Origin of the sequence: Hymenobacter sp. IS2118 (assembly GCF_000715495.1) — a bacterium.
GTDB lineage: Bacteria > Bacteroidota > Bacteroidia > Cytophagales > Hymenobacteraceae > Hymenobacter.
In genome coordinates this window covers 1-20,626 of record NZ_JNLX01000195.1, presented here as the reverse complement: position 1 = coordinate 20,626, position 20,626 = coordinate 1, and the positions used below count along the sequence as shown (strand labels likewise).

The 20,626-nt window shown below is 61.8% G+C and carries 13 protein-coding genes and 1 pseudogene; 5 read left to right on the top strand and 9 right to left on the bottom strand.

All coding sequences use genetic code 11. The features are described 5' to 3' along the window. Window positions 1–56 precede the first annotated feature (56 nt). Window positions 57–1,160 (top strand): ISAs1 family transposase, encoded by a 1,104-nt coding sequence (locus GM79_RS21835; RefSeq protein WP_035559885.1) that lies wholly within the window; start codon window positions 57–59, stop codon window positions 1,158–1,160. 67 nt (window positions 1,161–1,227) lie between these two features. Here GM79_RS21835 and GM79_RS21830 read toward each other — a convergent pair whose 3' ends face one another. Together GM79_RS21830 and GM79_RS23490 are read right to left on the bottom strand one after the other, a co-directional pair. After that, window positions 1,228–2,265, bottom strand: a complete 1,038-nt coding sequence (locus tag GM79_RS21830) for a bile acid:sodium symporter family protein (protein ID WP_051719187.1) — start codon at window positions 2,263–2,265, stop codon at window positions 1,228–1,230. A gap of 111 nt (window positions 2,266–2,376) precedes the next feature. Next, on the bottom strand, window positions 2,377–2,877 hold the full coding sequence (locus GM79_RS23490) for a hypothetical protein (RefSeq protein WP_051719186.1): 501 nt from the start codon (window positions 2,875–2,877) through the stop codon (window positions 2,377–2,379). 199 nt (window positions 2,878–3,076) lie between these two features. Between GM79_RS23490 and GM79_RS21820 the strand changes: the two genes are divergently transcribed. Continuing rightward, a complete protein-coding gene (locus tag GM79_RS21820) occupies window positions 3,077–4,120 on the top strand; it encodes an SDR family NAD(P)-dependent oxidoreductase (protein WP_035568029.1) in 1,044 nt (347 codons plus the stop codon). Window positions 4,121–4,227: 107 nt separating this feature from the next. On the opposite strand, the gene GM79_RS21815 is transcribed toward GM79_RS21820, so the two are convergent. From GM79_RS21815 to GM79_RS21805, 3 genes are all read right to left on the bottom strand, one after another. Next, the gene (locus tag GM79_RS21815; RefSeq protein ID WP_035568027.1) at window positions 4,228–5,058 is read right to left on the bottom strand and encodes an Fpg/Nei family DNA glycosylase; all 831 of its coding nucleotides are present in this window, start codon (window positions 5,056–5,058) and stop codon (window positions 4,228–4,230) included. A gap of 71 nt (window positions 5,059–5,129) precedes the next feature. Beyond that, window positions 5,130–6,044: a PhzF family phenazine biosynthesis protein gene (locus tag GM79_RS21810; RefSeq protein ID WP_035568026.1), complete on the bottom strand. Its 915-nt coding sequence runs from the start codon at window positions 6,042–6,044 to the stop codon at window positions 5,130–5,132. A gap of 358 nt (window positions 6,045–6,402) precedes the next feature. Continuing rightward, on the bottom strand, window positions 6,403–7,329 hold the full coding sequence (locus GM79_RS21805) for a hypothetical protein (protein ID WP_035568025.1): 927 nt from the start codon (window positions 7,327–7,329) through the stop codon (window positions 6,403–6,405). A 385-nt stretch (window positions 7,330–7,714) separates the two neighbouring features. Between GM79_RS21805 and GM79_RS21800 the strand changes: the two genes are divergently transcribed. The 3 genes from GM79_RS21800 (at window position 7,715) to GM79_RS23485 (ending at window position 13,397) form a co-directional block, all read left to right on the top strand. Further along, a complete protein-coding gene (locus tag GM79_RS21800) occupies window positions 7,715–8,179 on the top strand; it encodes a hypothetical protein (protein ID WP_035568023.1) in 465 nt (154 codons plus the stop codon). A gap of 29 nt (window positions 8,180–8,208) precedes the next feature. Continuing rightward, a complete protein-coding gene (locus tag GM79_RS21795; RefSeq protein ID WP_051719185.1) occupies window positions 8,209–8,736 on the top strand; it encodes an MOSC domain-containing protein in 528 nt (175 codons plus the stop codon). A 356-nt stretch (window positions 8,737–9,092) separates the two neighbouring features. Further along, window positions 9,093–13,397 (top strand): DUF4394 domain-containing protein, encoded by a 4,305-nt coding sequence (locus GM79_RS23485; protein WP_051719184.1) that lies wholly within the window; start codon window positions 9,093–9,095, stop codon window positions 13,395–13,397. A 259-nt stretch (window positions 13,398–13,656) separates the two neighbouring features. Here GM79_RS23485 and GM79_RS21785 read toward each other — a convergent pair whose 3' ends face one another. From GM79_RS21785 to GM79_RS25665, 4 genes and pseudogenes are all read right to left on the bottom strand, one after another. Next, entirely contained in the window at window positions 13,657–15,057 is a 1,401-nt protein-coding gene (locus GM79_RS21785) for an RtcB family protein (protein WP_035568022.1), read from the bottom strand. Window positions 15,058–15,912: 855 nt separating this feature from the next. Further along, window positions 15,913–17,436 (bottom strand): TROVE domain-containing protein, encoded by a 1,524-nt coding sequence (locus tag GM79_RS21780; RefSeq protein WP_035568021.1) that lies wholly within the window; start codon window positions 17,434–17,436, stop codon window positions 15,913–15,915. A gap of 245 nt (window positions 17,437–17,681) precedes the next feature. Further along, window positions 17,682–18,974 carry a PcfJ domain-containing protein gene (locus tag GM79_RS21775; protein WP_035568020.1) on the bottom strand — a complete coding sequence of 431 codons (1,293 nt, stop codon included), beginning with the start codon at window positions 18,972–18,974 and terminating at the stop codon, window positions 17,682–17,684. Window positions 18,975–19,875: 901 nt separating this feature from the next. Beyond that, window positions 19,876–20,626, bottom strand: a pseudogene (locus GM79_RS25665) (ISLre2 family transposase); the annotation flags it as partial.

Below are 20,626 nucleotides of genomic sequence, written 5' to 3'. Positions count from 1 at the left end.
CAGACTAACCGCACTATGTGCGCAAGGGTAAATTTGCGGCTTACCCCCTTGGTTCGATGTCGTTACTCACCCACTTAGCCGACGTGCCGGACTTCCGGCGGCAGAATAAAAACTTTCGCCACAAACTATTAGACATTCTCGTTATCAGCGTGCTAGCTGTGCTGAGCGGGGCCGACGATTTTGAGGAAATCGCCTGGTTTGGCCAGCAGAAAGAACCCGTCTTTCGGCGCTACCTCTCGCTGGACAACGGTATTCCGTCCGACGATACCTTCCGGCGGGTCTTTCAGCACCTGGACGCGGCGGCGTTCAACGCGGCCTTTCTGGCCTGGATGCGGCAGGTGCTGCCCGCCGACCAACTCGGCCAGGTTTGTATCGACGGTAAGACCCTGCGCGGCTCCGGCCCGCAGGCGCTGCACGTGGTGTCGGCCGTGGCCAGCGCCCAGGGCCTGAGCCTGGCCCAGGTGGCCACGGCGGGCAAAGGCCACGAACTGGCGGCCATCCCCGACGTACTGGCCCTACTCGACGTACGCGGCTGCCTCGTCAGCCTCGATGCGCTCAGCTGCCAACCTGCCATCGCGGCCCAGATTTGCCAGCAAGGCGGTGATTACCTGCTGGCCCTCAAGGAGAACCAGGCCACGCTCTTGGCCGAGGCCGAACGCGCCCTGGCTCAGGTGCCCGCTCGGCAGACGCTCGAATCCTGGAGCCTGGCCTCCCACAACACCCCGCTCTGCACCCAGGTCAGCGTCCAAACCGACCTGCGCTGGGTCGATGAAGAAGGCCGTTGGCCGGGGCTGGCCGCCCTGGTCCGGGTCGCGACCACCCGCCACCCGGTCGACGGACCGGCCCAGTCGCAGGCCGTGCGCTACTACCTCAGCAGCCGCGCGAGCCTGACCCCGGCCCAGGCCACGGCCGCCGTGCGCGACCACTGGGCCATTGAAAACAAGCTCCACTGGCACCTGGACGTGACGCTGGGCGAAGACGCCCACCGCTTGCGCCAGGCCCAAGCCGTGGAAAACCTGGCCCTCGTGCGCAAAATGGCGCTTAACCTGCTGCAACAGGACCCCACACGGGTCAGCATCAAGAAAAAACGAAAGCGGCTCGGATGGAACGATGCCTATTTAGAAGAGCTGCTGACCCAGATTTGCCACCAACTTGCATAGTGCGGTTAGTCTGGCATGATGGTCTTTTATTTGTTTCCAATTCCACGTTAACCGCTGCAATAGCTCCTCACGCCGCGACCGGTTCCGCCGCTGCCTGCCGACCTAAATACTGCGCCATGCTGCTGGCCAGCACAATCTGCAGGGCGTGGTAGAGCATGAGCGGCAGCAGAATGAGGCCCGTGGCGGCACTGGCCGGAAACAGCAGGCTGGCCATTACGCTGCCGTGCACCAACGACTTTTTGGAGCCGCAAAACACCGCCACCACCTGGTCGGCCCGCGAGAAATGGAGCGCGCGGCTCAAAGCCCAGATGAGGCCGAACACCACCAGATACAGCCCCACCATACCGGCCCCCAGCTTGAAAACATCCAGTGGCAGGTAGCGGCTGAAAACGCCCTCGGCAAAAGAGTCGCAGAAGGCGGTGAATACGATGAGCAGGATGGTGATTTGGTCGAAAACGCGCAGGCCGCCCTTGTGACGCTCAGCAACCGCGTGGAAGCGGGCATTGAGCAGCACCCCCGCCCCTACCGGCAGCACCACCTGCCAGAGCAGCTGCCAGGCCAGGCCCCAAAGCTGACTGCTATCGGCACTGGTGCTGAGGAAAATACTGGCCAGTAGCGGTGTGAGTACAATGCCCAACAGGCTGGAAATACTGGCGTTGAAAATGGCTGCCGGCAGGTTGCCGCCCGCAATGCTCACCATCACCACGGAGGTAGAAACCGTGCTGGGCAGGGCGCACAGGAAGAAAATACTTTGCCAGAGCAACTCCCCCTTCTCGGGCCCAAACAGCGGCCGGGCCAGCAGCGCCAGCGCCGGAAACAGTACAAACGTGGCCGCCTGCACCAGCAGGTGCAGCTTCCAGTTGCGCAGGCCGGCCCGCAGCTTCTCGAAGCTCAGCTTCAGGCCATAGAAGAAGAAAACCAGCGCCACGCCCACGGTCGTGATGCTTTTCCAGGGCACGGGGCTGGCTTTGCTGCCCAGGCTGGGCCGGAAATACGCCAGCGCCACCACGCCAATCAGAGCCAGCAAAAACCAATCGAGCCCGGCGCGGGCCAGCAAAGCGGCAAAACGATTGGGCGCCGGGGCGCTGGTAACGGGTCGAGTCATGCCCCGAAATACGCCAGTGTTGCCTTAAAAAAGCGCGCCACTCCCAAAAAATAGCGGCGCCTGGCTCTCTGGGAGCCGGGCGCCGTTTCGGCCCAGGGGCTGGCACCGGGCTTATTGGTCGCTGCCGCCGCCCAGACCGGGCGGCAAGTTGCCCTGCACACCTTGCACGTTGGGCACGCCCATCTTCTCTTCGCGCTTGCGCTGGTATTTATCAAACTGGGAAGGCGTTAGCACTTCCTTGATGGCAGAAAGCCGCGAGCTGCTGACGCTTTCGACCACGCCGGCCAGCTTGCGGGGGTCGGCGCGGTAGCGGGCGCGGGCCGTCTCCACGTTGTCGATGGCGCGGCGGTTGATGACCCGGACTTTTTCCGTTTGCTGGGGGCTCAGGCCCAGGTTTTTTTGCATGTTGGCCGTGAGCGCATTGGCTTTGGCGTCAATCACCTCATCGGAAGGACCAGCCACAGCGGGCGCTTCGGCCACCGCCGTGGTTTTGGTTTTCACGCTGGGCTGGCCCGCAGGCTTCACCTTGGTTTTGACCGCGACCGGGGCCTGCGCCCGCACAGCGGGTGACGCTGCCAAAACCAGCAACGAGGAGAGCATCAACAATTTCATAGCAAAAAGACGAGAGTTTAGGCGAAGCGGGAAGGCAGCAAACCAACCTAATCAAGGCGGGGGCAAATATCGGGCGAAAACCCGGCCCTCAGTGGCTCCAACGCGGCGCAGACCACGTTTCGTGCCAGAGCCCGCCGAAAAACCGGCCGGCCAACTGCTTCCGTGCAACCTTTCGCCCACTTTTGGCATACACCCAACTATGAAACACGACAAACGCACCAATACCAACTGGCTGCTGGCCGCGGGCCTGGGCGCCGCCGCCCTGGCCGCCAACTTCTGGAGCAACCGCCGCGGCTCCTACGACCTGAACCGGCGCGTCGTGCTCATCACCGGGGGCTCGCGCGGGCTGGGCCTCGTGCTGGCCCGGCAGGCGGTGGCCGAGGGCGCCCGGGTGGCCATTTGCGCCCGCGACGAAGCCGAGCTGGCCCGTGCCCGCCAGGACTTGCTATTGGCCGGCGCCGCCGAAGCCGACGTGCTGACCCTGGCCCACGACATCACCAACGAAGGCGAAGTACACCGCATGGTGGCCGAGGTCGAGCAGCGTTTCGGGGCCATTGATGTGCTCGTCAATAACGCTGGCATCATTGTGGGCGGGCCGCTCGACAACATGGATTTGCGGGATTACGAGGACTCGATGGCTATTCACTTCTGGGCGCCGCTGCACGCCATGCAGGCCGTACTGCCCGGCATGCGCCGCCGCGGGGCGGGCCGCATCGTGAATATTTCTTCGCTGGGCGGCAAAGTAGCCATGCCCCACATGACGCCTTACAGCGCCAGCAAATTTGCCCTGGTGGGCCTTTCCGAAGGCTTTCGGGCCGAGATGCGGCAGCACGGCATCAGCGTAACCACGGTGTGCCCCGGCCTGATGCGGACCGGCAGCCCCGGCCACGCCATCGTGAAAGGCCAGCAGAAAAAGGAGTTTGCCTGGTTCAGCATCGCCGACTCGCTGCCCGGCCTCACGATGAGCGCCGAACAGGCCGCCCGCCAAATCTGGAACGCCTGCCGCCGCGGCGATGGCGAGGTTATTCTCTCGCTGCCGGCCAAGTTCCTGGCGGCCTTCCACGGCCTGCTGCCCGGCACCACCACCGATATTCTGAGCTGGCTGAACCGCGCCTTGCCTGCCACTGGCGAAAGCCCGGCCGCCAACGTGCGCCGCACCGGCTACGAAAGCGAAAGCGCCCTCACCAAATCGCCGCTCACGGCCCTCACCCGCAAGGCCGCCCGCAAAAACAACGAGGAGTAGTTGACGGATAAGCTATTGGAAACATGGCTTATGCATAATCCTCACAAAAAAAGGTGAGCTCAGTTGAGCTCACCTTTTTTATGCGCCGTGGCGGAGTCGTTGCCAACTCATAAATCAGGTGTCGGCTGGCACTTGGGGCAGGTATAGGTGGCCCGGCTGCCCACGTAGGTTTTCTCAATCTTCACCTTCGGGTGGCGCGGGCAGAACGTGTGCGCGTCGTCGCTGGTGGGTGTGGCCGAGGTATCCCATTCGCGGGCATGAATGAGAAAGCTGGCCGGAAACTGCCGGTAGTTCGCTTCCTGGCTGATGGCCGTATTCAGCACCAGCTGGATGGCGGCGTGCAGGGCGCGGCCCTCTTTTTCGGTGAGCGAAACGCCCCGACGCTCGGGGTGGATTTTGGCTTGAAACAGCACCTCGTCCACAATCCAGTTGCCGAGGCCGGCGGTGATGCTTTGGTCGAGCAGCAAGGGCTTGAGCAAGATTTTGCGGCGGCTGAGTTTCTCGTACAGCTCAGCGGCGGTGATGTCGAGCGCATCGGGGCCGATTTTCTTGGCTTTCTGGTGTGCGGCAACGCTCTCGGCCAGCCGGATACGGCCAAATTTGCGCGGGTCGATGAAGGCCAGGCGCAGGCCGGAGTCGTCGAGGTGCAGGGCCACGCGGGTGAAGCGCGGGGCGTCGGGCTCGTCGCGATAGGCGCCCACGTCGCCAGTCATGCCGAAGTGAAGCACGAGCACCTGGCCGTTGTCCAGCTCCAGAAAGCAGTTTTCGCCCAGGCGGCTGGTGCCCGAGATGGTACGGCCCACGAGGCCGGCACGGAGCTGGTCTTCGGGCGTGGCCAGCACGTGGGCATCATTCACCTGCACGGCGGCAATGGTCTGGCCCACGGCCAGCTCATCAATAAAGCGGCGATACGTTTCGACTTCGGGTAATTCGGGCACGGCTGGGCAGGAGGAAAAAGTTGGAATTGCCCGGTTAACAACCCAAATACGAGGCTGGTTGCAGCTCAGGGCTACAAATCGCCGCGCAGGCCACCTTCCAGCACCACCACGCCCGTGCCGCCAATCTGCACCGTTTCGATGGCCATTCGATGCCCGCGAACGCGCACCTGCACGGTGCCGGCGCGGCCCATATCGTGCCCCTGCTCGGCAATAAAGTTAGGCGTTTGCAGGTAGCCGTAGTGCCACAGATACGCCGCCATGCCGCCCGTGGCCGAGCCCGTAACGGGGTCTTCCGAAATATCGGGCGGGGTACCGAAGTGCCGGGCAAACGTGTGGCCGGCCGGCGTGGCCCCACCCAGGCAAAACAAGTGCGGGCTGAAAAAGTCGCTCGTGGCGCGGTAGCGGCCCAGGCCGTCGGCATCGGCTACGCGGGCGCGGCGCAGGGCGGCGTGGTCGCGCAGCAGCACCATGAGCTGCGGCGTGCCCGTGCTCACGGTTTGGATGGGCGCGCCGGGCAGCAGGTCGTCGGGCGTGAGGCCGAAGAGCGGCAGCACGATTTCGGGTGCGTGCACGGCCCCGAAAACGGGGGGACGCTGGGTCATCCAAATCAACGGCGGCTGGCCCGCCGCCGCCGGAATCACATCAACCCGAATGGGACCGTGCAGTAAGTTCAGAGTCAGAACCAATGCCGAGCCATCGGTGGGCAGCGCCACGCGGCCCGCATGCAGCAGGGCCGCCACGGTGGCAATGGTGGGGTGACCGGCCAGCGGAATTTCCTCGGCTGGCGTGAAAAACCGGACGGTAAACTCGGTGCTGCCAGCGGCGGCGCGGTCCACAAAAGCCGTTTCCGACTGGTTGAATTCCCGCGCCAGCTGCTGGCGGATGGCGGGCGTCAGGGCCTCGGCATCGAGTACCACGGCGCAGGGGTTGCCGCTCAGTGGCCGCGTGGTAAAAGCATCAACAAGCAAAAAAGGCAGCTGGGACATGGGTTTCTAAAAAAGCGAATAGGTACGAAGCCACGAAGGAACAACAGCCAACTTCATTTGAAACAGAACTTACGCAACCGCCTTTTTAACGAGCTTTCTCGCAGAGGTCCGCAGAGGTAGAACGCGGAGGTCCGCAGATTTTACGGCCTGACCTCTGCGGACCTCCGCGTTTTACCCCTGCGGACCTCTGCGAGAAATAAACGCGCGTAAGTCTTGTTGAGAGAATCAGCAATAAAAAGAAGGCATCAAAAAACCCGCCTGAACGAACAAGCGGGTTTTCGGGATACTTACGCTGAATAATGCGTGTATTACTCAAGGCGTAACTACTTGACATCAGGAAATAAAGCTGGCTTCAAAATTAAGAAGGGTCGTGCAGCTTGGCTACACGCTGGCCTTGCTTGTCGTACACATCGCCGCGCTCCGTAATGAAAAGGCGGCGCTGCTGGCCATCGGTCAGCACGTAAGGGAACGTGCCGCTGGTGGTGCGGCTGATGCGGCCCACTACTTCGGCGTTGTCCTCGTCGTCCACGCGCACCACTTTCAGGGCATTGGTGAGGTAGTAGCGCTGGCTGGGGTCGTTGCGAAACGTGAGCTGGCCCACGAGGCGCACCGCCCCGGCCGTGCTTTGGCTGGAAGCCATCACTTCTTCCTCATAGTCGGCGGCCTGCGCCGTAGGAAAGCGGTAGTCCGGCCGGGGGGCGGGCTGCCGGGAACGGGATGCCACTACGGCTGGCGCGGCCGAAGGAGCCGTCACGCGGGAGCTGGCCACAATTTGGCCATTGGCCCGCTGCCAGCCCTGACTGATGGCCGTTAGGCGCGGCGCGCGGCCGGGGTGCGTGCGCGAGCCCTGGTCGTTGGGCACGGTAGCCATGGCCGCCTGCGACTGGGCCAGGCTGGCGCCCAGCTTCCGCAGCACAAAGCCCGAGAATTCGTCGGCCTCCAGCTCGTCGGCGGGCTGGGAGCCGCCGCCGCGCAGGGTGTGGCCGTTGAGGTGGTGCCCCATTTCATGCGCCAGAATGCTGATGCCGGCCCAGTCGGTGTGGCCGGCGCGGTTTACGGCGTTCAGGAAATCGGGATTGTATAACAGGAAGCGGTTGCCGTTGTAAACCACCGCCGCCGCGTTGTCGATGTCGCGGGTGGCGCGCAACTCGAAGCGCGCCTTGAGGCCCACGGCATCGGTGATTTCACGGATTACGTCGGTGGGCGCGGGCGCCGTCTGGGCCTGCGCGGGGGCAGCCAACAGGAGCGGTATAGCCAGCAGGGCCGGGGCAACTAAGCGACTCATAAAACGAGGGAGGAAAGTCATGGCGAGGGAGGCAACAAAGGTGAATGACTAATAACCGGACAAGGGCAAGCACAATGCCATAATTGGCCCTGAAGCAATCGTGCAAAACTGAATCAACTACCTGCCACACCGCCAAGGCAGGGGGGATTCAGCAACGCTGCGGGCCAGCAACGGCAGGACTTTGTTTTCATTGCGAAGCGACCAGGGCACGCCACTGCGCAACGCAGGTTGGTGGCTGGCTGAATAACGATTTTCAGCTACTGGCGGTTCCTTTAACCAGAGTCGCGCCGGGCCCGAAACGGTTGCGTTTGCCCGCTGCCCACCGAGCCCGGAGTAGTTTTGCCCGGCTCGCTCACCCGGCCCTTTTCCTTATTTGTATTGCTGCATGAACCAAGCCCATCTTCACCTCATCGTCAACCATGTGCCGATTATAGGCAGTCTTTTTGCCCTGGTACTGCTGGCAGTTGGCCTGTTGCAGAAGAACACCACCCTGATTCGGGCCGGCCTGGTGGCCGTGGTGGCCGCGGGCGTGCTGTGTTTGCCGGCGCAGCTCACCGGCGAAGGCGCAGCCGAGGTGGTACAGAACCTGCCCCGCGTGAGCCGGGCGCTGATTCAAGCCCACGCGGAAGCGGCGGAGCTGGGGTTTTGGGTGCTGGAAGGCGCGGCATCCCTAGCATTGTTTGCGCTGCTGCTGCTGAAGAATAATTCGCCGCGTGCCCGCTTGGTAGCCGGGCTGGCGTTGGCGGCCACGGCGCTTAGCTTCGGGCTGCTGGCACGGGCGGGCAACCTCGGCGGGCGCATTCTGCACACCGAAATTCGCGAGGGCTTTGGCACCCCCGACGAGCTGTAATTATTTCCTAACCCAACCGTACCCCGCGCATGGCCTTTCCCTTTTTCGGCGACGACAAATCCACCATCGCCCGACTACTTTCTACCCTACCCCAAACCGGACGCCTGGAATGGATTGGCCAGCGGCCCCTGCGACGCGAACCGCTGGTAGCAGTTCAGGAAGCCGAGCTGAAAACCGATTCGCACCTGCTCGGCGACCATGCCCGACCCAAACCGGGTGGCAAGCGCCAAATCACGCTCATTCAGCACGAAGCCCTGACCTCGGTGGCCAGCTTTCTGGGCCTGAACACGCCACTGGACCCCGGCCGCCTGCGCCGCAACCTGGCCGTGAGCGGCCTGAACCTGCTGGCCCTCAAAAACCGCCAAATCCGCATCGGCGACGAGGTTATTCTGGCCATTACCGGCGAGTGCCACCCCTGCTCGCGCATGGAAGAAGAGCTGGGCCCCGGCGGCTACAACGCCATGCGGGGCCAGGGCGGCCTTACGGCCCACATCGCCCAGGGCGGCATCATCCGGGTGGGCGACGTGGTGCGGATACTGGAACAAGCGGCCACGTAATCACAGCGGCGGGCCAACTAATCAAATATTCTCATAAATTTTAATTTTATTATATTTGATGCAGCATCGCGGACGTAATTATTTGCTACTGCAGAGACATTAGCCGCAAATAACTATTCCTAAAAGTACCGATAGCGCAGCCCTGGTCAGTTGGTGTTCGTTCTTGCTTACTTTCCTGTACGAATCGTTTTGTTAACGCGTGCGGTGGCCATAGAGTGGCAGTAGCTCCAGGCTTTAGCTGCACCCGTATTGTTTTTGGGCAACTGTTGTCCGTAGTTGTTTTTAAAACGTACGTGACGCCAAAAGCTGCAAATCACAACTCAATCCTCGTTTAATTAATTAATTAATAACCTCATATGTTCAAATACTTACTTTCGCTGCTGCCCGTGGGCCGGCAGCTTCGTGGGGCAATGAGCACAGCGCTGGTCTCGGTGCTGGCGCTAAGCAGTACGGCCGCGCAGGCCCAGTCAACCATCTACGGCCTGGGCACGGCCACTGGCACCATAAGCGGGGCGTTGATTGTCGGTGGGGCAGTGGCGGGCACGCAGGGGCTGGCGCCGGTCGACCCCGCTACCGGCCTTCCTAAAGCCAGCAGCTATCTGGCCGTGCGTATCACGGGCGTCACGGTCGGCCAGTTGCTGGTGGGCATCGACTACCGCCCCAGTACGGGCGAGATGTATGCGCTGGGCTACAATGCTTCGAACCCCACCGGCCCGTCCAACGCACAACTCTACACCTTGCAGCCCCTTACCGGGGTGGCCACGGCCGTGGGCAGTGCCATTACCCTGGCGCTAGGCGGCCCTGCCGAACGCATTGGGTTCGACTTTAACCCGGTGGCCGACCGGATTCGGGTGGTGAGCACTAACGATACCAATTACCGCCTCAATCCCATCACGGGAGAGGTGGTGCAGCAAGACGGAACGCTGGTTTATGCAGTGGGAGATATTAACGCCGCCAAAGACCCCAGGGTGGGCGCGGTGGCCTATACCAACTCGCTGGGCAGCCCCACCAGCACCACCCTCTACAGTGCCGATGTGCGGCCGGAAACCAGAACTGCACGCGGCATTCTGGCCACGCTGCCCGACCCCAATAGCGGCGTTATGAAAACGGTAACGGGGTCCGCAATCGGATTGCAGGATGCAAACAACCCCAACACGTTTTATAACATCGAGCCCACCGCCGTCATCAACGTCGATATCTATTTCGATGGCACTACCAACAAGGCTTACATGTCGGAACTTACGAAGCCCAATGGGTTTGGCCTTTCCAGCACCAACCTTTATGATTTGAATTTAGCGAATGGCCAAGCTACCAACAAGCGTAATCTGGTACCGGCAAATCCATTTTTTCCGTTCAATATCCGGGACATCGCGGTGGCGCCCGCGCCCACCATTACCAGCCTGGTGCCGGCGGTAGCCACCATAAACGGCCCGGCCTTTACACTAACCGTGAATGGGACGGGCTTCGTGAACGGCGCCGTCGTGAACGGTGACTTTGTGGCCGGGTCGCAGGTGTTTTTCAACGGCACGGCCCGCACCACTACGTTTGTATCGACCACGCAGCTCACCGCCCAGATTCTGGCCACTGACATTACGACGCTGGGCATCAAGCCAGTGAAGGTGGTGAACCCGGAAGCGCCCGGCGGCACCAGCAATGAGTCACCGTTTGAAGTAGTCCCGGTTTGCGATGCGCCCACCAACCTGGCCGTGACCAACATCACGGATGCTTCGGCTACGGTTACGTTCACGGGCAGCGCCTCGGCTACGGGCTACACCATCACGACCGTGCCCGCTACCACCACCCAAACCCTGCCTGGCACGGCTACGTCCGCAGATTTGACAGGCCTGAACGCAAATACAGCTTACACGGTAAACATCGTGAGCAGTTGCGCCAGCAGCACCACGTCTAGCACGGTTTCGACCGACTTCACTACCACGCCTACGCCCAACCCGGCTCCTACCATCAGTAGCCTGAGCCCCAGCTCGGCCACGGCCGGCGACCCGGCCTTCACGCTCACGGTAACCGGCACGGGATTCATCGCCGGCTCGGTGGTGAGCTTCGGCGGCACGGCCCGCGCCACTACGTTTGTGTCGGCCACGCAGGTGACGGCCAGCATTCCGGCTTTGGCAATCGCAATGGCCGGCACCTACAACGTGACGGTGACCAACGCGGCGCCCGGCGGCGGCACCTCGGCCCCGGCCACGTTCACGGTGATTGCGCCCGTGGTTAACAACCCCGTTCCAGCAATTAGCAGCCTTTCGCCGGCCAGCGTGACGGCCGGCGCCGCGCCCCAAACGCTAACAGTGAGCGGCAGCAATTTCCTAGCCACTTCGGTGGTAAACTTCGACGGTAGTGCCCGTACCACCACGTTCGTTTCGGCCACTCAGCTCACTATCGGCCTCACGGCCCCCGACCAAGCCATGGCCGGCACCTACAGCGTGACGGTGACCAACCCTGTACCGGGCGGCGGCACGTCGGCCCCGGCTACGTTCACGGTGAACCCGGCCCCGGTGGCTTGCACCGCGCCCACGGGCCTGACGGCAGGTAGCATCACCGCCAGTTCGGCCACGGTTACGTTCACGGGCAGCGCTTCGGCCACGAGCTATACCGTGACTACCGACCCGGCCACCACCACGCAAACACTTTTGGCATCAGCTACTTCGGTGAGCTTCACGGGCCTGGCAGCTAGCACGGCCTACACGGTGCGCATCGTAAGCAATTGCGCCAGCAGCACCACATCGGACGTAGCCACGGCCAGCTTCACCACCTTGCCAGCAGGCCCTATCACCATCACTTGGACCGGAGTCGTGAGCACGGCCTGGGAAATACCGGGCAACTGGAGCCCTGCACAGGTTCCCACCGCGGCCGACAATATTCGTATTCCCGACGTTGCCAACGACCCACTCATCAGCACCTCGCAGCAAGGCCGCAATTTGGCAGTTGAAAATGGCGCTACCCTGACCTTCGTAGGCTCCGCTGTTCTCGATTTGAAAGGCGCTTTCTCGGTGGGTACGCCTGGCAGCTTGTTCATGTCGCCCGCCTCGCTCGTTAGCCTCACCGGCCCCGACGCGGTGGGAATCAGCGGCGGAATACGTTTTAGCAACCTGCTGATTGGCCCCGCTGGCGCTACCCTCAACGGAATTATTGAAGTGCAGCGGATGCTGACACTCAATGGCAACCTGGGAGCGGTAAATCAATTCAACACTGGCCTGGTTTTACTTTCCGACGCCCAAGGCACGGCGATGGTGGTAAACAATGGCACGGCAGCAGTCAATGCCCTGGCCACTGTGCAGCGCTACATCACCCCAACCAATCCGGGACTTGGCTACCGTCACTACAGTTCGCCGGTACAGGCCACTACCGTGGCCGACCTGAACACCGCTGGCTTTAGCGCCGTGGTGAACCCGGCCTATAACACGCTGGGCAACACCGTCAAGCCGTTCCCGAACGTATTTGGCTACGACGAAACCCGCGTGAGCACGAGCGCAAGTACGGCCCTGGCCTTCGACCAGGGATTCTTCTCGCCCACAACCACCAGCGACGTGCTCGAACCCACGCGCGGCTATACCGTCAATATCCCGGCCCAGGCCAACGTCGACTTTGTGGGCACCCTGAATAACGGCAACCTCACGGCCACTGGCCTCACCCGCGGCAACCAGCCCAAGAGCGGCTGGCACCTGCGCGGCAACCCCTACCCTTCGTCCCTCGACTGGAATAAAGTAGGAAAAACCGGCCTGGAAGGCGGCCTGTATGTATTCAAGAGCAGCGGCCAATACACCGGTTCTTACGCTACTTACAATAACGGCATGAGCACCAACGGCGGTACCAACATAGTGCCGGTGGCGCAGGGCTTCTTCGTTCGCACGGCCGTGGGCCAGACCGGCAGCCTCGCTTTTGCCAACGCCGACCGCATCACTACGAACCTGGACGCTCCCTTCCAGCGCGGCACCACCGACACCCGTCCGCAGCTGCGGCTGGCCCTGGGCAATGCCAAGGTCAGCACGCAAGCGGTAGTTTACTTCGAGCGCGGCGCCACGGCCGGGTTCGATAATGCCTTCGATGCCCACGCCTTGCCGGCCTCTACCGGCCTGGCGCTGGCCACCGAAACCGACGCACTGGAAGCCCTGGCCATCAACGGCCAGCCGCAGCTCGCGGGCACCGAAGTGCTGTTGCCGCTACGCTTGACCGTGCCTACCGCCGGCACCTACGCCCTGCGTGTGGAGACGCTCGCCAACCTGCCCGCTCCCTACCGCGCCTACCTGCGCGATGCCCTCACCGGCAGCTATACCGACCTCAGCACCACGCCCGCCGTGAGCCTGAACCTGACTGCTAACGCCAACAACGGCCGTTATGCTCTCTTGTTCAGCACCCAGGCTCGCGTGCTGGCTACCGCCCCGGCGGCCTTGGCCCAGCTAGCCAGCGTGTACCCTAACCCGGCCCACGGCACGGCCACGCTGCTACTGCCCACCAAGCTGCGCGGCAACGCGGCTACGGCGGTAACCATCGTCGACAACTTGGGCCGCGTGGTACTCGCCCGCACCTTCGCCGCCGGCCCCACTGAGACGCTGGAGCTGCCTCTGAACACCTTGTCAGCGGGCGTGTACACCGTGCTGGCGCGCACCACAGCCGGCTTGGTGGCCAAGCGTTTGGTGGTGGAATAGGTAAGCCGCAGCCAGCTACTATGGCTGCTCACTGCCCACAAAAAATGCCCCGACTGATCAGTCGGGGCATTTTTTGTGGGCAGTGAGCTTGATTTTTCTTCAATAAAAAACCCCTCGCCAGTAGCAAGGGGCTTTCCGAACTATGAAAACAACAGTCCCTCTAGGACTCATGGAAACATACGCTACTACCCAACTCTTGGATTGTGGCGCGGCGCGTAAAATCCTGTTGCGCAGTGGAACCGGGAAATCCGGCCGTAGCCTACGCCCCGTCCATTCGCACGATTTTGGGCGTGAACGAACCGAGCACATCCACCAGCTCGCGCTGGCTGGCCATCACGGTGTGGATGTCCTTGTAGGCCATCGGCGCTTCGTCGAGCCCGCCGCCGATTAGCTCGATGCCGTGCTCGCCCAGGTGCTTGCGCAGGCCGGTTTCGGTGAGCTCAGCTTTGGCGCGGGTCCGGGACATGAGGCGGCCGGCCCCATGGGAGGCCGAGGACAGCGACGCCGCCAGCCCTTTCCCCCGCACGATAAAGCCGGGCGCCGTCATCGAGCCGGGGATGATGCCGAGCACGCCCGCCCCGGCCGGCGTGGCGCCCTTGCGGTGCACCACGGCCTCGCGGCCGTCGGCCAGCCGCTCTTTCCAGGCGAAGTTGTGGTGGTTTTCCACCTTGGCCGCGGGCCGTTCGCCCAAGGCTTTCGCCAGTCGCTGATGTATCTGGGCGTGGCAGGCCGAGGCGTAGTCGCCGGCCAGGTTCATGGCGGCCCAGTACTCCTGGCCGGCTTCGGTGTTGAGGCCGAGCCAGGCGAGGTGCTGGGCTTCGGTGGGCAGCTTGCACACGTCTTTGGCCAGGCGGGTGTAGTGCTCGGCAATGCCCGCGCCCAGGCCTCGCGAGCCGGAGTGCGAGAGTACGCCCACGTACTGGCCCACGGGCACGCCCAACTCGTTTTCCGCGTCGGTAATATCAACCAGGCCGAACTCCACGAAGTGGTTGCCCGAGCCGGAAGTGCCCACTTGGTCGGCAGCTTTGTCGCGCTTGTTTTTCAGAAATGGGATTTCCAGAAATTCGTCCCGGTCCAGCACGGCGCTGGGCAGGCGGTGGCCCCGCTCCCAGCCCCGGCCCGAGCCGAAACGGGTGTTGTCGAGCAGGATTTTCCGCAGCTCCTGCACGCGCTGCGTGAGGTACTTGGGCGGCAAATCGAACACCGACAAAGCCATGCGGCAGCCAATGTCCACGCCCACGGCATAGGGAATCACGGCGTTGTCGGTGGCCAGCACGCCGCCGATGGGCAGCCCGTAGCCGTGGTGGGCGTCGGGCATGAGCGCCCCGGCCACGGTCACGGGCAGTTTCATGGCCGTTTCCATCTGGTGCACCGCCCCCTGCTCAATGTGCTCGGCGCCGAACGTGACGTAGGGCTTGCGCTCTACCAGGGCAATGTGCCGGGAGGGCGCCGGCAGCAGGGTCGCAGCGGTATGGCTCCAGTCGAGGTTGGTTAGGAATTCCTTGGGGTTGGCTAAAAGTTGACCAAACAAGGCTAGCTGGTCGGTTTGAGAGAGTTTTTTGAGGTGCTTGCGCTGCAATTGCGCGAGAGCAAGCCCGATGGCCCGACCTTCGGGGAAACCGAGGTTTCGCAGGTCATTGCCGCGTAAAAAATTGGCCATATCAATGGGTTGTGCACGAAGTGGCGGCGCATCTTTGAGCCACCATCGTTGATGAAAAAGAAAAATAAAACGGGCCGGGCAACGGGCGCAACGCCTACGGTATGCGTGTTATCGCTTACACCACCGCGAGCCAAAGCCCACGGGCCGGATTCAAACCGGCAGTTCATCGTCCCTAACGAAGTAAGACGGTGCTACGGCACCGGCCCGTTTCAAGCAACAGCGGTTCAGCACCCAGAATCTTGCGAATCTGCGGGTACGTGAGCCGTTCAATTACGCGGACACTCTACGTCCGCGGCACTATCAAAACCTGTCCGGGGCAACAAGCGCCCGGCCTTCAAATCCTGCTCTACCGCTGAGCTACGAAAACAGCCTCACGGCCATTCACGGCGGGAATCGAACCCGCGTCCTGGGCATTAAGAGTGCGAAGTATGGCCGAGCTACGACACCCGGACAGGGAAAAGATTTTTCAACTGATTTCCAAAAAATTCAGGGCAACAAGCGGCGGGCGAGTCAACCGTAGCCGAAGCCATGGAAGGGGATTCGAACCCAATCTCTCTGATTAACAGTCAGATTTCAACCAACGAAGTAACGCCCTCCTACGGCACCTGAATCAGGCGGAATCAGCCGGGTTGGAACGGGCCCGCGAAGGCCCGCCCCGGTCGGCGACTGCCCAGCATGGGCAGCCGTCTTCCTCATGTGTGCGGTAAGCTTCAGCTGGCACCGCAGGGCCGTTTAAAATTGTAAAATATTTGTTTTCAATCTAAAACGGCCCTGCGGTGCCAGCTGAAGCTTACCGCACTCTGCCTCGTTACGGCCGGGGGTTCCGCTTTATTGCCCGGCCGGGTTAGACGTATTTTACAGCTCAATTTTCTCGATTTCGCTCAATGCTGAATCACCGTTATCCAGCGCGTTCAGCACGTCGAAGACCTTATCGGACCAGCCGGCGATGAGGGCCACGCCCGTTTCGGGGCGCACCTGCAGCGGCACGGTGCCGTGGCCGGCCAGGTCGAAGAGGTAGAGGCGGGCGTGGGGGGCCACGGTGCGGCGGTAGGCGGCCCATTCCTGAGCCAGGCTGCCACCGTCGCCGGAGTTGTTCCAAAGCTGTACGTCGGTGAAAATCATCACCTTGTCCACTACTTCGGCGCGAATGCGCAGGTCCCGGATAACCAGGTGCCCGTTGGTGGAGTAGCCCACTTCGCCTTCGCGCCGGTAGAACTCCTCCACGTTGCGCAGCACCGGCCCACGGGGTAGGCTGATGCGCTTCCACACATCGCCGAACATGCCGGTGACGACATGCTGGCAACGGCTCTGGAGCAACATGCCCAGCACCAGGCTCACGTCGTAGAGCAGCACTTTGCTGCGCGGCGAAATGGGCTGCTGCATGGAGCTGGACACGTCGCAGGCCACCACCACGCGGGTGTCGGCCCCAAAGCCGCGCAGGTTGGTCGCGCTGTGGGCAATGGCCGTTTCCAGGGCCGCCAGCACACCGGCCACGTGGCCGCCCGGCAAGGCTTTCACCTCGCGGTAAGCGGCCAGGAACCGGAACGGCAGCTGCTTGCTACGCGCCACCGCGGCCCGATTGGCCAGCGTAGCGCACACCTGCGTGATGGCCGCAGCCGACACGTTGGCTTCGAGGATGTTGCGCAGGTTGCGCATCAGAGCCATGTAGCCCAGCTTGCCGCTGGCAATGAGGGCTTCCCAGGTCTGTCGGACGGCCGTTTGCCGGTCCGCATCAGTGGCGAAAGTGCCCTGCCCCACAGCCGAAAGCTCGGTTTCCCAAGTGTAGGGCGTGGGCAGCTCGCCGCGCACCAGCTGGTCGAACAAGGCTTGCTGGGCCGCATCCTTCGCATTCGGGTGAACCAGGAACAAGGCATCGCGCAGGCGCACCGCGCCGTCCCGGTCGTACTTGGCCAGCTGGTAGCCATCAAACTGGTTAAAGCTCATGGCCAGCCCTTTCTGCATCTGCTTGGAGAGGCGGTTGAGGACTTTGGTCCCGCTCCGGCCGTTGGCCTGGGCGTAGCAGGCCAGCAATTCTGTGATTTCGTCGGGGCGCTGCACCACGCGGGCCACCAGGCGGCTCACGAGGCTGTCGCCGCGGTGCAGCCGGGCCAGCTCCACGCACAGCACCAGCGGCACCGAGCGCATGTTCAAGCTTTCACGGGCATACACGGCCAGCTGCGCCACAAAAACGGGGTCGTTTTTGGTCACCAGCTCGCGCAAACGGGTCAGGCGAGTGTCGGCCGCCTCGTAGAACTGGTCGCTAAGCGCGGCGGTAGCCACGGCGGCGTACAGCCCCACCTGCGGCGTGAGCGTGAAGGCAGCGGCGCCTTCGTGGTTTACCGTAGGTGCGGTATTTCGGGAGAAGAAGTTGAAGCGCATGATGGAAATTATTGAGAATGTTGGCGTTCTATTGTCGCGGCCGGGTCACCTCACCCCCGGCCCCTCTCCCGCGGAGAGGGGGGCCACGGCAGCACGGTTTGGGGGTGGGAAATTGATGTATAGTTTTCTGAGAATAGCGTTCTGCTTTATTCAAGGAAGAGCTTGCAGAACACTTATTTTGGTACTCGTCAGGCTCCCCTCTCCGCGGGAGAGGGGCCGGGGGTGAGGTGAACGGTTGGGCCGCCTCACCCCTTTACCCCAGCGTGCTTGGAGAGTACCAATCGCGCCGAGCCGAGCCACTGGGTAATCCAGTCGTGCTCTTGCTGGGTCATCCAGCGGTTGTATTTGCCGCGCACCTGCACCACAGTACGGTTGGCGGTTACTTCCACGGTCAGGCCACGGGTGCCGTCCACGGTCAGCGAAAAAATGCCGCAGCGACCCAGGCGACACGATTGCACGTAGGTAGCGACGCAGTTGCGCTGCGCATTGCCTTCGGCTTCCAGCGCCCGGTAGCTGGTGAGCTGCTCGATGCGTACCGGCCCGGCCCGGAAATCAGCCACCGGCAGGCCCACCCAACTCGCGTTGGCTTCGGGCGCCTGAGCGCCGCCTTTGCGGCGTTCCCGCGTCAGGCTTCGGTGCCACTGCTCGGTTTGGGCCAGCACCGAGGCCATGCTCCGGCCTTTCAGCGTGAAGCCCGGCTGGGCGGGCTCGGCCCTAATACCCAGGCTGCGCTTCTGGTGAATCCAGTCGCAGACCGGGCCAAAGTGGCGCGGGTCAACCAGCGGAGCGGCCACGAAAAAGTCCACCACGCTCAGCCAGAAGGCATCATCGACCAGAGCCGTGCGCCCCAGCCGCGATTCCATTACCACGCTCCACCAGGCCAGTGCCCCACGGGCATCCAGCTGGGCATAGCGCAGGGCTTCACGAAACGTGCAGCCAGCGGGGGCCTCCCGCAAGCCCTGCTCCAGCCGTTTGCTGAGGCGAATGGGCAAATGAGGAAAGTTGCGCAATGAATTTCCCTGCCCGAGGTGCAAGGTCAAATCGGCCAGGTCCACGCCGTCTTCCGTTAGGGTGGGGCGCGTCCAGGACTCAATCAGCCAGTCCGGCATGTTGCCGTAACGGTCGAATAAGTGCCGGACCAGGCTGGCCAGCTGGCGGTAAGCATTGCTTCCTGGACACTTCCAGTCGGCTACTTCGCGCACTCGCTTGGCATATCGCGCAGCCAGGGCGGCTACGTTCGGGGCCAGCTCGGGGCGGTGTAACAGGCCGGTGCGCTTGGCCGCTATGGCGAGCAAAGCGCCCCGAACGTTGTTCTGCCGGGTACAGGAACCGTTCGCTGCGCAAGCCGCATAAAGCTGCGCCAGGGTCGAATCGACACCCAATGCTTCATAAAGCGCGTGGGGCGAGCCGAAGGAAAACATGTATTCTATTTGCTTGGACTGGGGCCAATTGCGCCAATCAACGTGTCGCGCCAGGGCGACACCGGCCTCCTGCCAGCGGTAGGCGGCGGCCGAAAGGGGTTTGTTACGGTTTGCCATGATTGCGGAGCCCTGCCCGCAGACAGCGCCGTGCTATGTTTTCAGAAGGAAATAATCCGGGATTCGCGGCCGATGACTCTCTCCGAGGCATTGATGCAAGCGGGCCACCCGTGGCCGTTTGGCGGTATTCGACTGGTCCTGCCAGCCAGCCGCCAAAGGCCAGATAGCGGAAGTTGATTTGAAATAGGACATGGCTGAAAAGAAAGAATATGGGAGTGATAAAAAAGTATTTTCGCAGAGCGAATAATTATTCAAATGCTAATTCCGCGCTAATTCTATTTAAATTAAACGCACCTTTCCCATTCAAATAAAAACGCGTTTTATTCGGTAATTAGGGGGCACGAAAAAGCCCGACTTTTGGAGAGGCGGGCTTTTCTATTTCGCGGAATTCACGTCGAAGCTATCGACGTTTCCAACGAGGAAGAAAAGCACGGCGGCGTATATCCAAGCCGCCATCGGGCCGGAGCTGCAACTGTTTGGGCAGGTAACTGGGGCGGATATTGGGCATGGATTGAATGAGATAAGCGGCTGATAACCGGCTAGCAACAAAAAACCCGAGCTTGTGGGCTCGGGCGGTGTCAAATTTCAGCGGGGGCTAAAATCAGGCAAACGTACCGAGCGGAGACAGCCGTTCTGGCTGCATCTTATCCGAATTGCTGGTGAGAGTTAGGTGGCGGTACATGGTTGCTTGCTTTTGGTGGAACAAAGGTTGAGTATTAATTTTAATTAAGCAACTTATTTTTAAAATAATTGAAAATAATTTTTGATACTATTTAAATAGCAGGGTAATTATCGGATTGCAGAAAAGGATATAAGGGTACCTGGCTTAAGTTTTAATGGTGTTTGACAGTCGAAAAATATTCTTTGGATTGAGGACGCCTGGGTGCAATTCAAATTGTCGCTAGGCCTCTCTTGCGGGATTGAAGGGTTCAATTTGCTGTCGCACCAGTTGCCATCGGTTACTCATGGCGCAGACGCGCAGGGTCAAGACGCGTTGGGCGCCGTTTTTGCCCCAGCGTTGGCCCGCCCGCTTCATGCGGCGTTGCATCACCGTGCGGTGGGCGGCCTCAATGGCACCCGAGCCAATCAACAAGCCGCGTTTGCGGTAGGCTTTGTAATCCATCCGGTCGCGGTTGGCTTCGAGGTAAGCACAGACCGATTCGCACAGGGCCGGGGCGATGGCGAGCTGCTTTAGATGGGCTAAGACATGGTCTAATTTACTGTCCAGCAGTAGCTTGCGTTGTTCTTTAAACCAGCCGGAAGCCGCTTTTCCGCTCCCCCAACACGCCTTGCCGGCCTGGCCAATGTGTTCCATGGCATGGTAGAAGTCCAAAATCAGCGTGGCCCGGGGACAGGTTTTTTCGATGAACTGGCGCAGCCAAATGGCCCCGTCGCTGATAAAAACCAGGTCGCGCCCCTGGTCTTTGTAGGGGGCGAGTTGCGCCGCAAATTTGTCCCCAAACGCGGCTGCCGTCCCCAGATGGCCCACAAAAATCGACGCGGCAATGTGCCCGCCGCGCTCCTCGACCACGCTCGTTTGCAAGGCCGTCGCGGCAAAAATGCGGCCCAACTTGGCTTCCTTGTACCCCTCGTCGGTGAGCAGCATCGCCCCGTCGGCCTGCGCATAGACGATGCCCGCTGGGGCGGCTTCA

What these genes read in the sequence shown, in the direction of transcription:
- GM79_RS21835 (WP_035559885.1), top strand. Translation starts at nt 57, where the DNA reads ATGTCGTTACTCACCCACTTAGCCGACGTGCCGGACTTCCGGCGGCAG.
- GM79_RS21830 (WP_051719187.1), bottom strand. Translation starts at nt 2,265, where the DNA reads ATGACTCGACCCGTTACCAGCGCCCCGGCGCCCAATCGTTTTGCCGCT.
- GM79_RS23490 (WP_051719186.1), bottom strand. Translation starts at nt 2,877, where the DNA reads ATGAAATTGTTGATGCTCTCCTCGTTGCTGGTTTTGGCAGCGTCACCC.
- GM79_RS21820 (WP_035568029.1), top strand. Translation starts at nt 3,077, where the DNA reads ATGAAACACGACAAACGCACCAATACCAACTGGCTGCTGGCCGCGGGC.
- GM79_RS21810 (WP_035568026.1), bottom strand. Translation starts at nt 6,044, where the DNA reads ATGTCCCAGCTGCCTTTTTTGCTTGTTGATGCTTTTACCACGCGGCCA.
- GM79_RS21805 (WP_035568025.1), bottom strand. Translation starts at nt 7,329, where the DNA reads ATGAGTCGCTTAGTTGCCCCGGCCCTGCTGGCTATACCGCTCCTGTTG.
- GM79_RS21800 (WP_035568023.1), top strand. Translation starts at nt 7,715, where the DNA reads ATGAACCAAGCCCATCTTCACCTCATCGTCAACCATGTGCCGATTATA.
- GM79_RS21795 (WP_051719185.1), top strand. Translation starts at nt 8,209, where the DNA reads ATGGCCTTTCCCTTTTTCGGCGACGACAAATCCACCATCGCCCGACTA.
- GM79_RS23485 (WP_051719184.1), top strand. Translation starts at nt 9,093, where the DNA reads ATGTTCAAATACTTACTTTCGCTGCTGCCCGTGGGCCGGCAGCTTCGT.
- GM79_RS21785 (WP_035568022.1), bottom strand. Translation starts at nt 15,057, where the DNA reads ATGGCCAATTTTTTACGCGGCAATGACCTGCGAAACCTCGGTTTCCCC.
- GM79_RS21780 (WP_035568021.1), bottom strand. Translation starts at nt 17,436, where the DNA reads ATGCGCTTCAACTTCTTCTCCCGAAATACCGCACCTACGGTAAACCAC.
- GM79_RS21775 (WP_035568020.1), bottom strand. Translation starts at nt 18,974, where the DNA reads ATGGCAAACCGTAACAAACCCCTTTCGGCCGCCGCCTACCGCTGGCAG.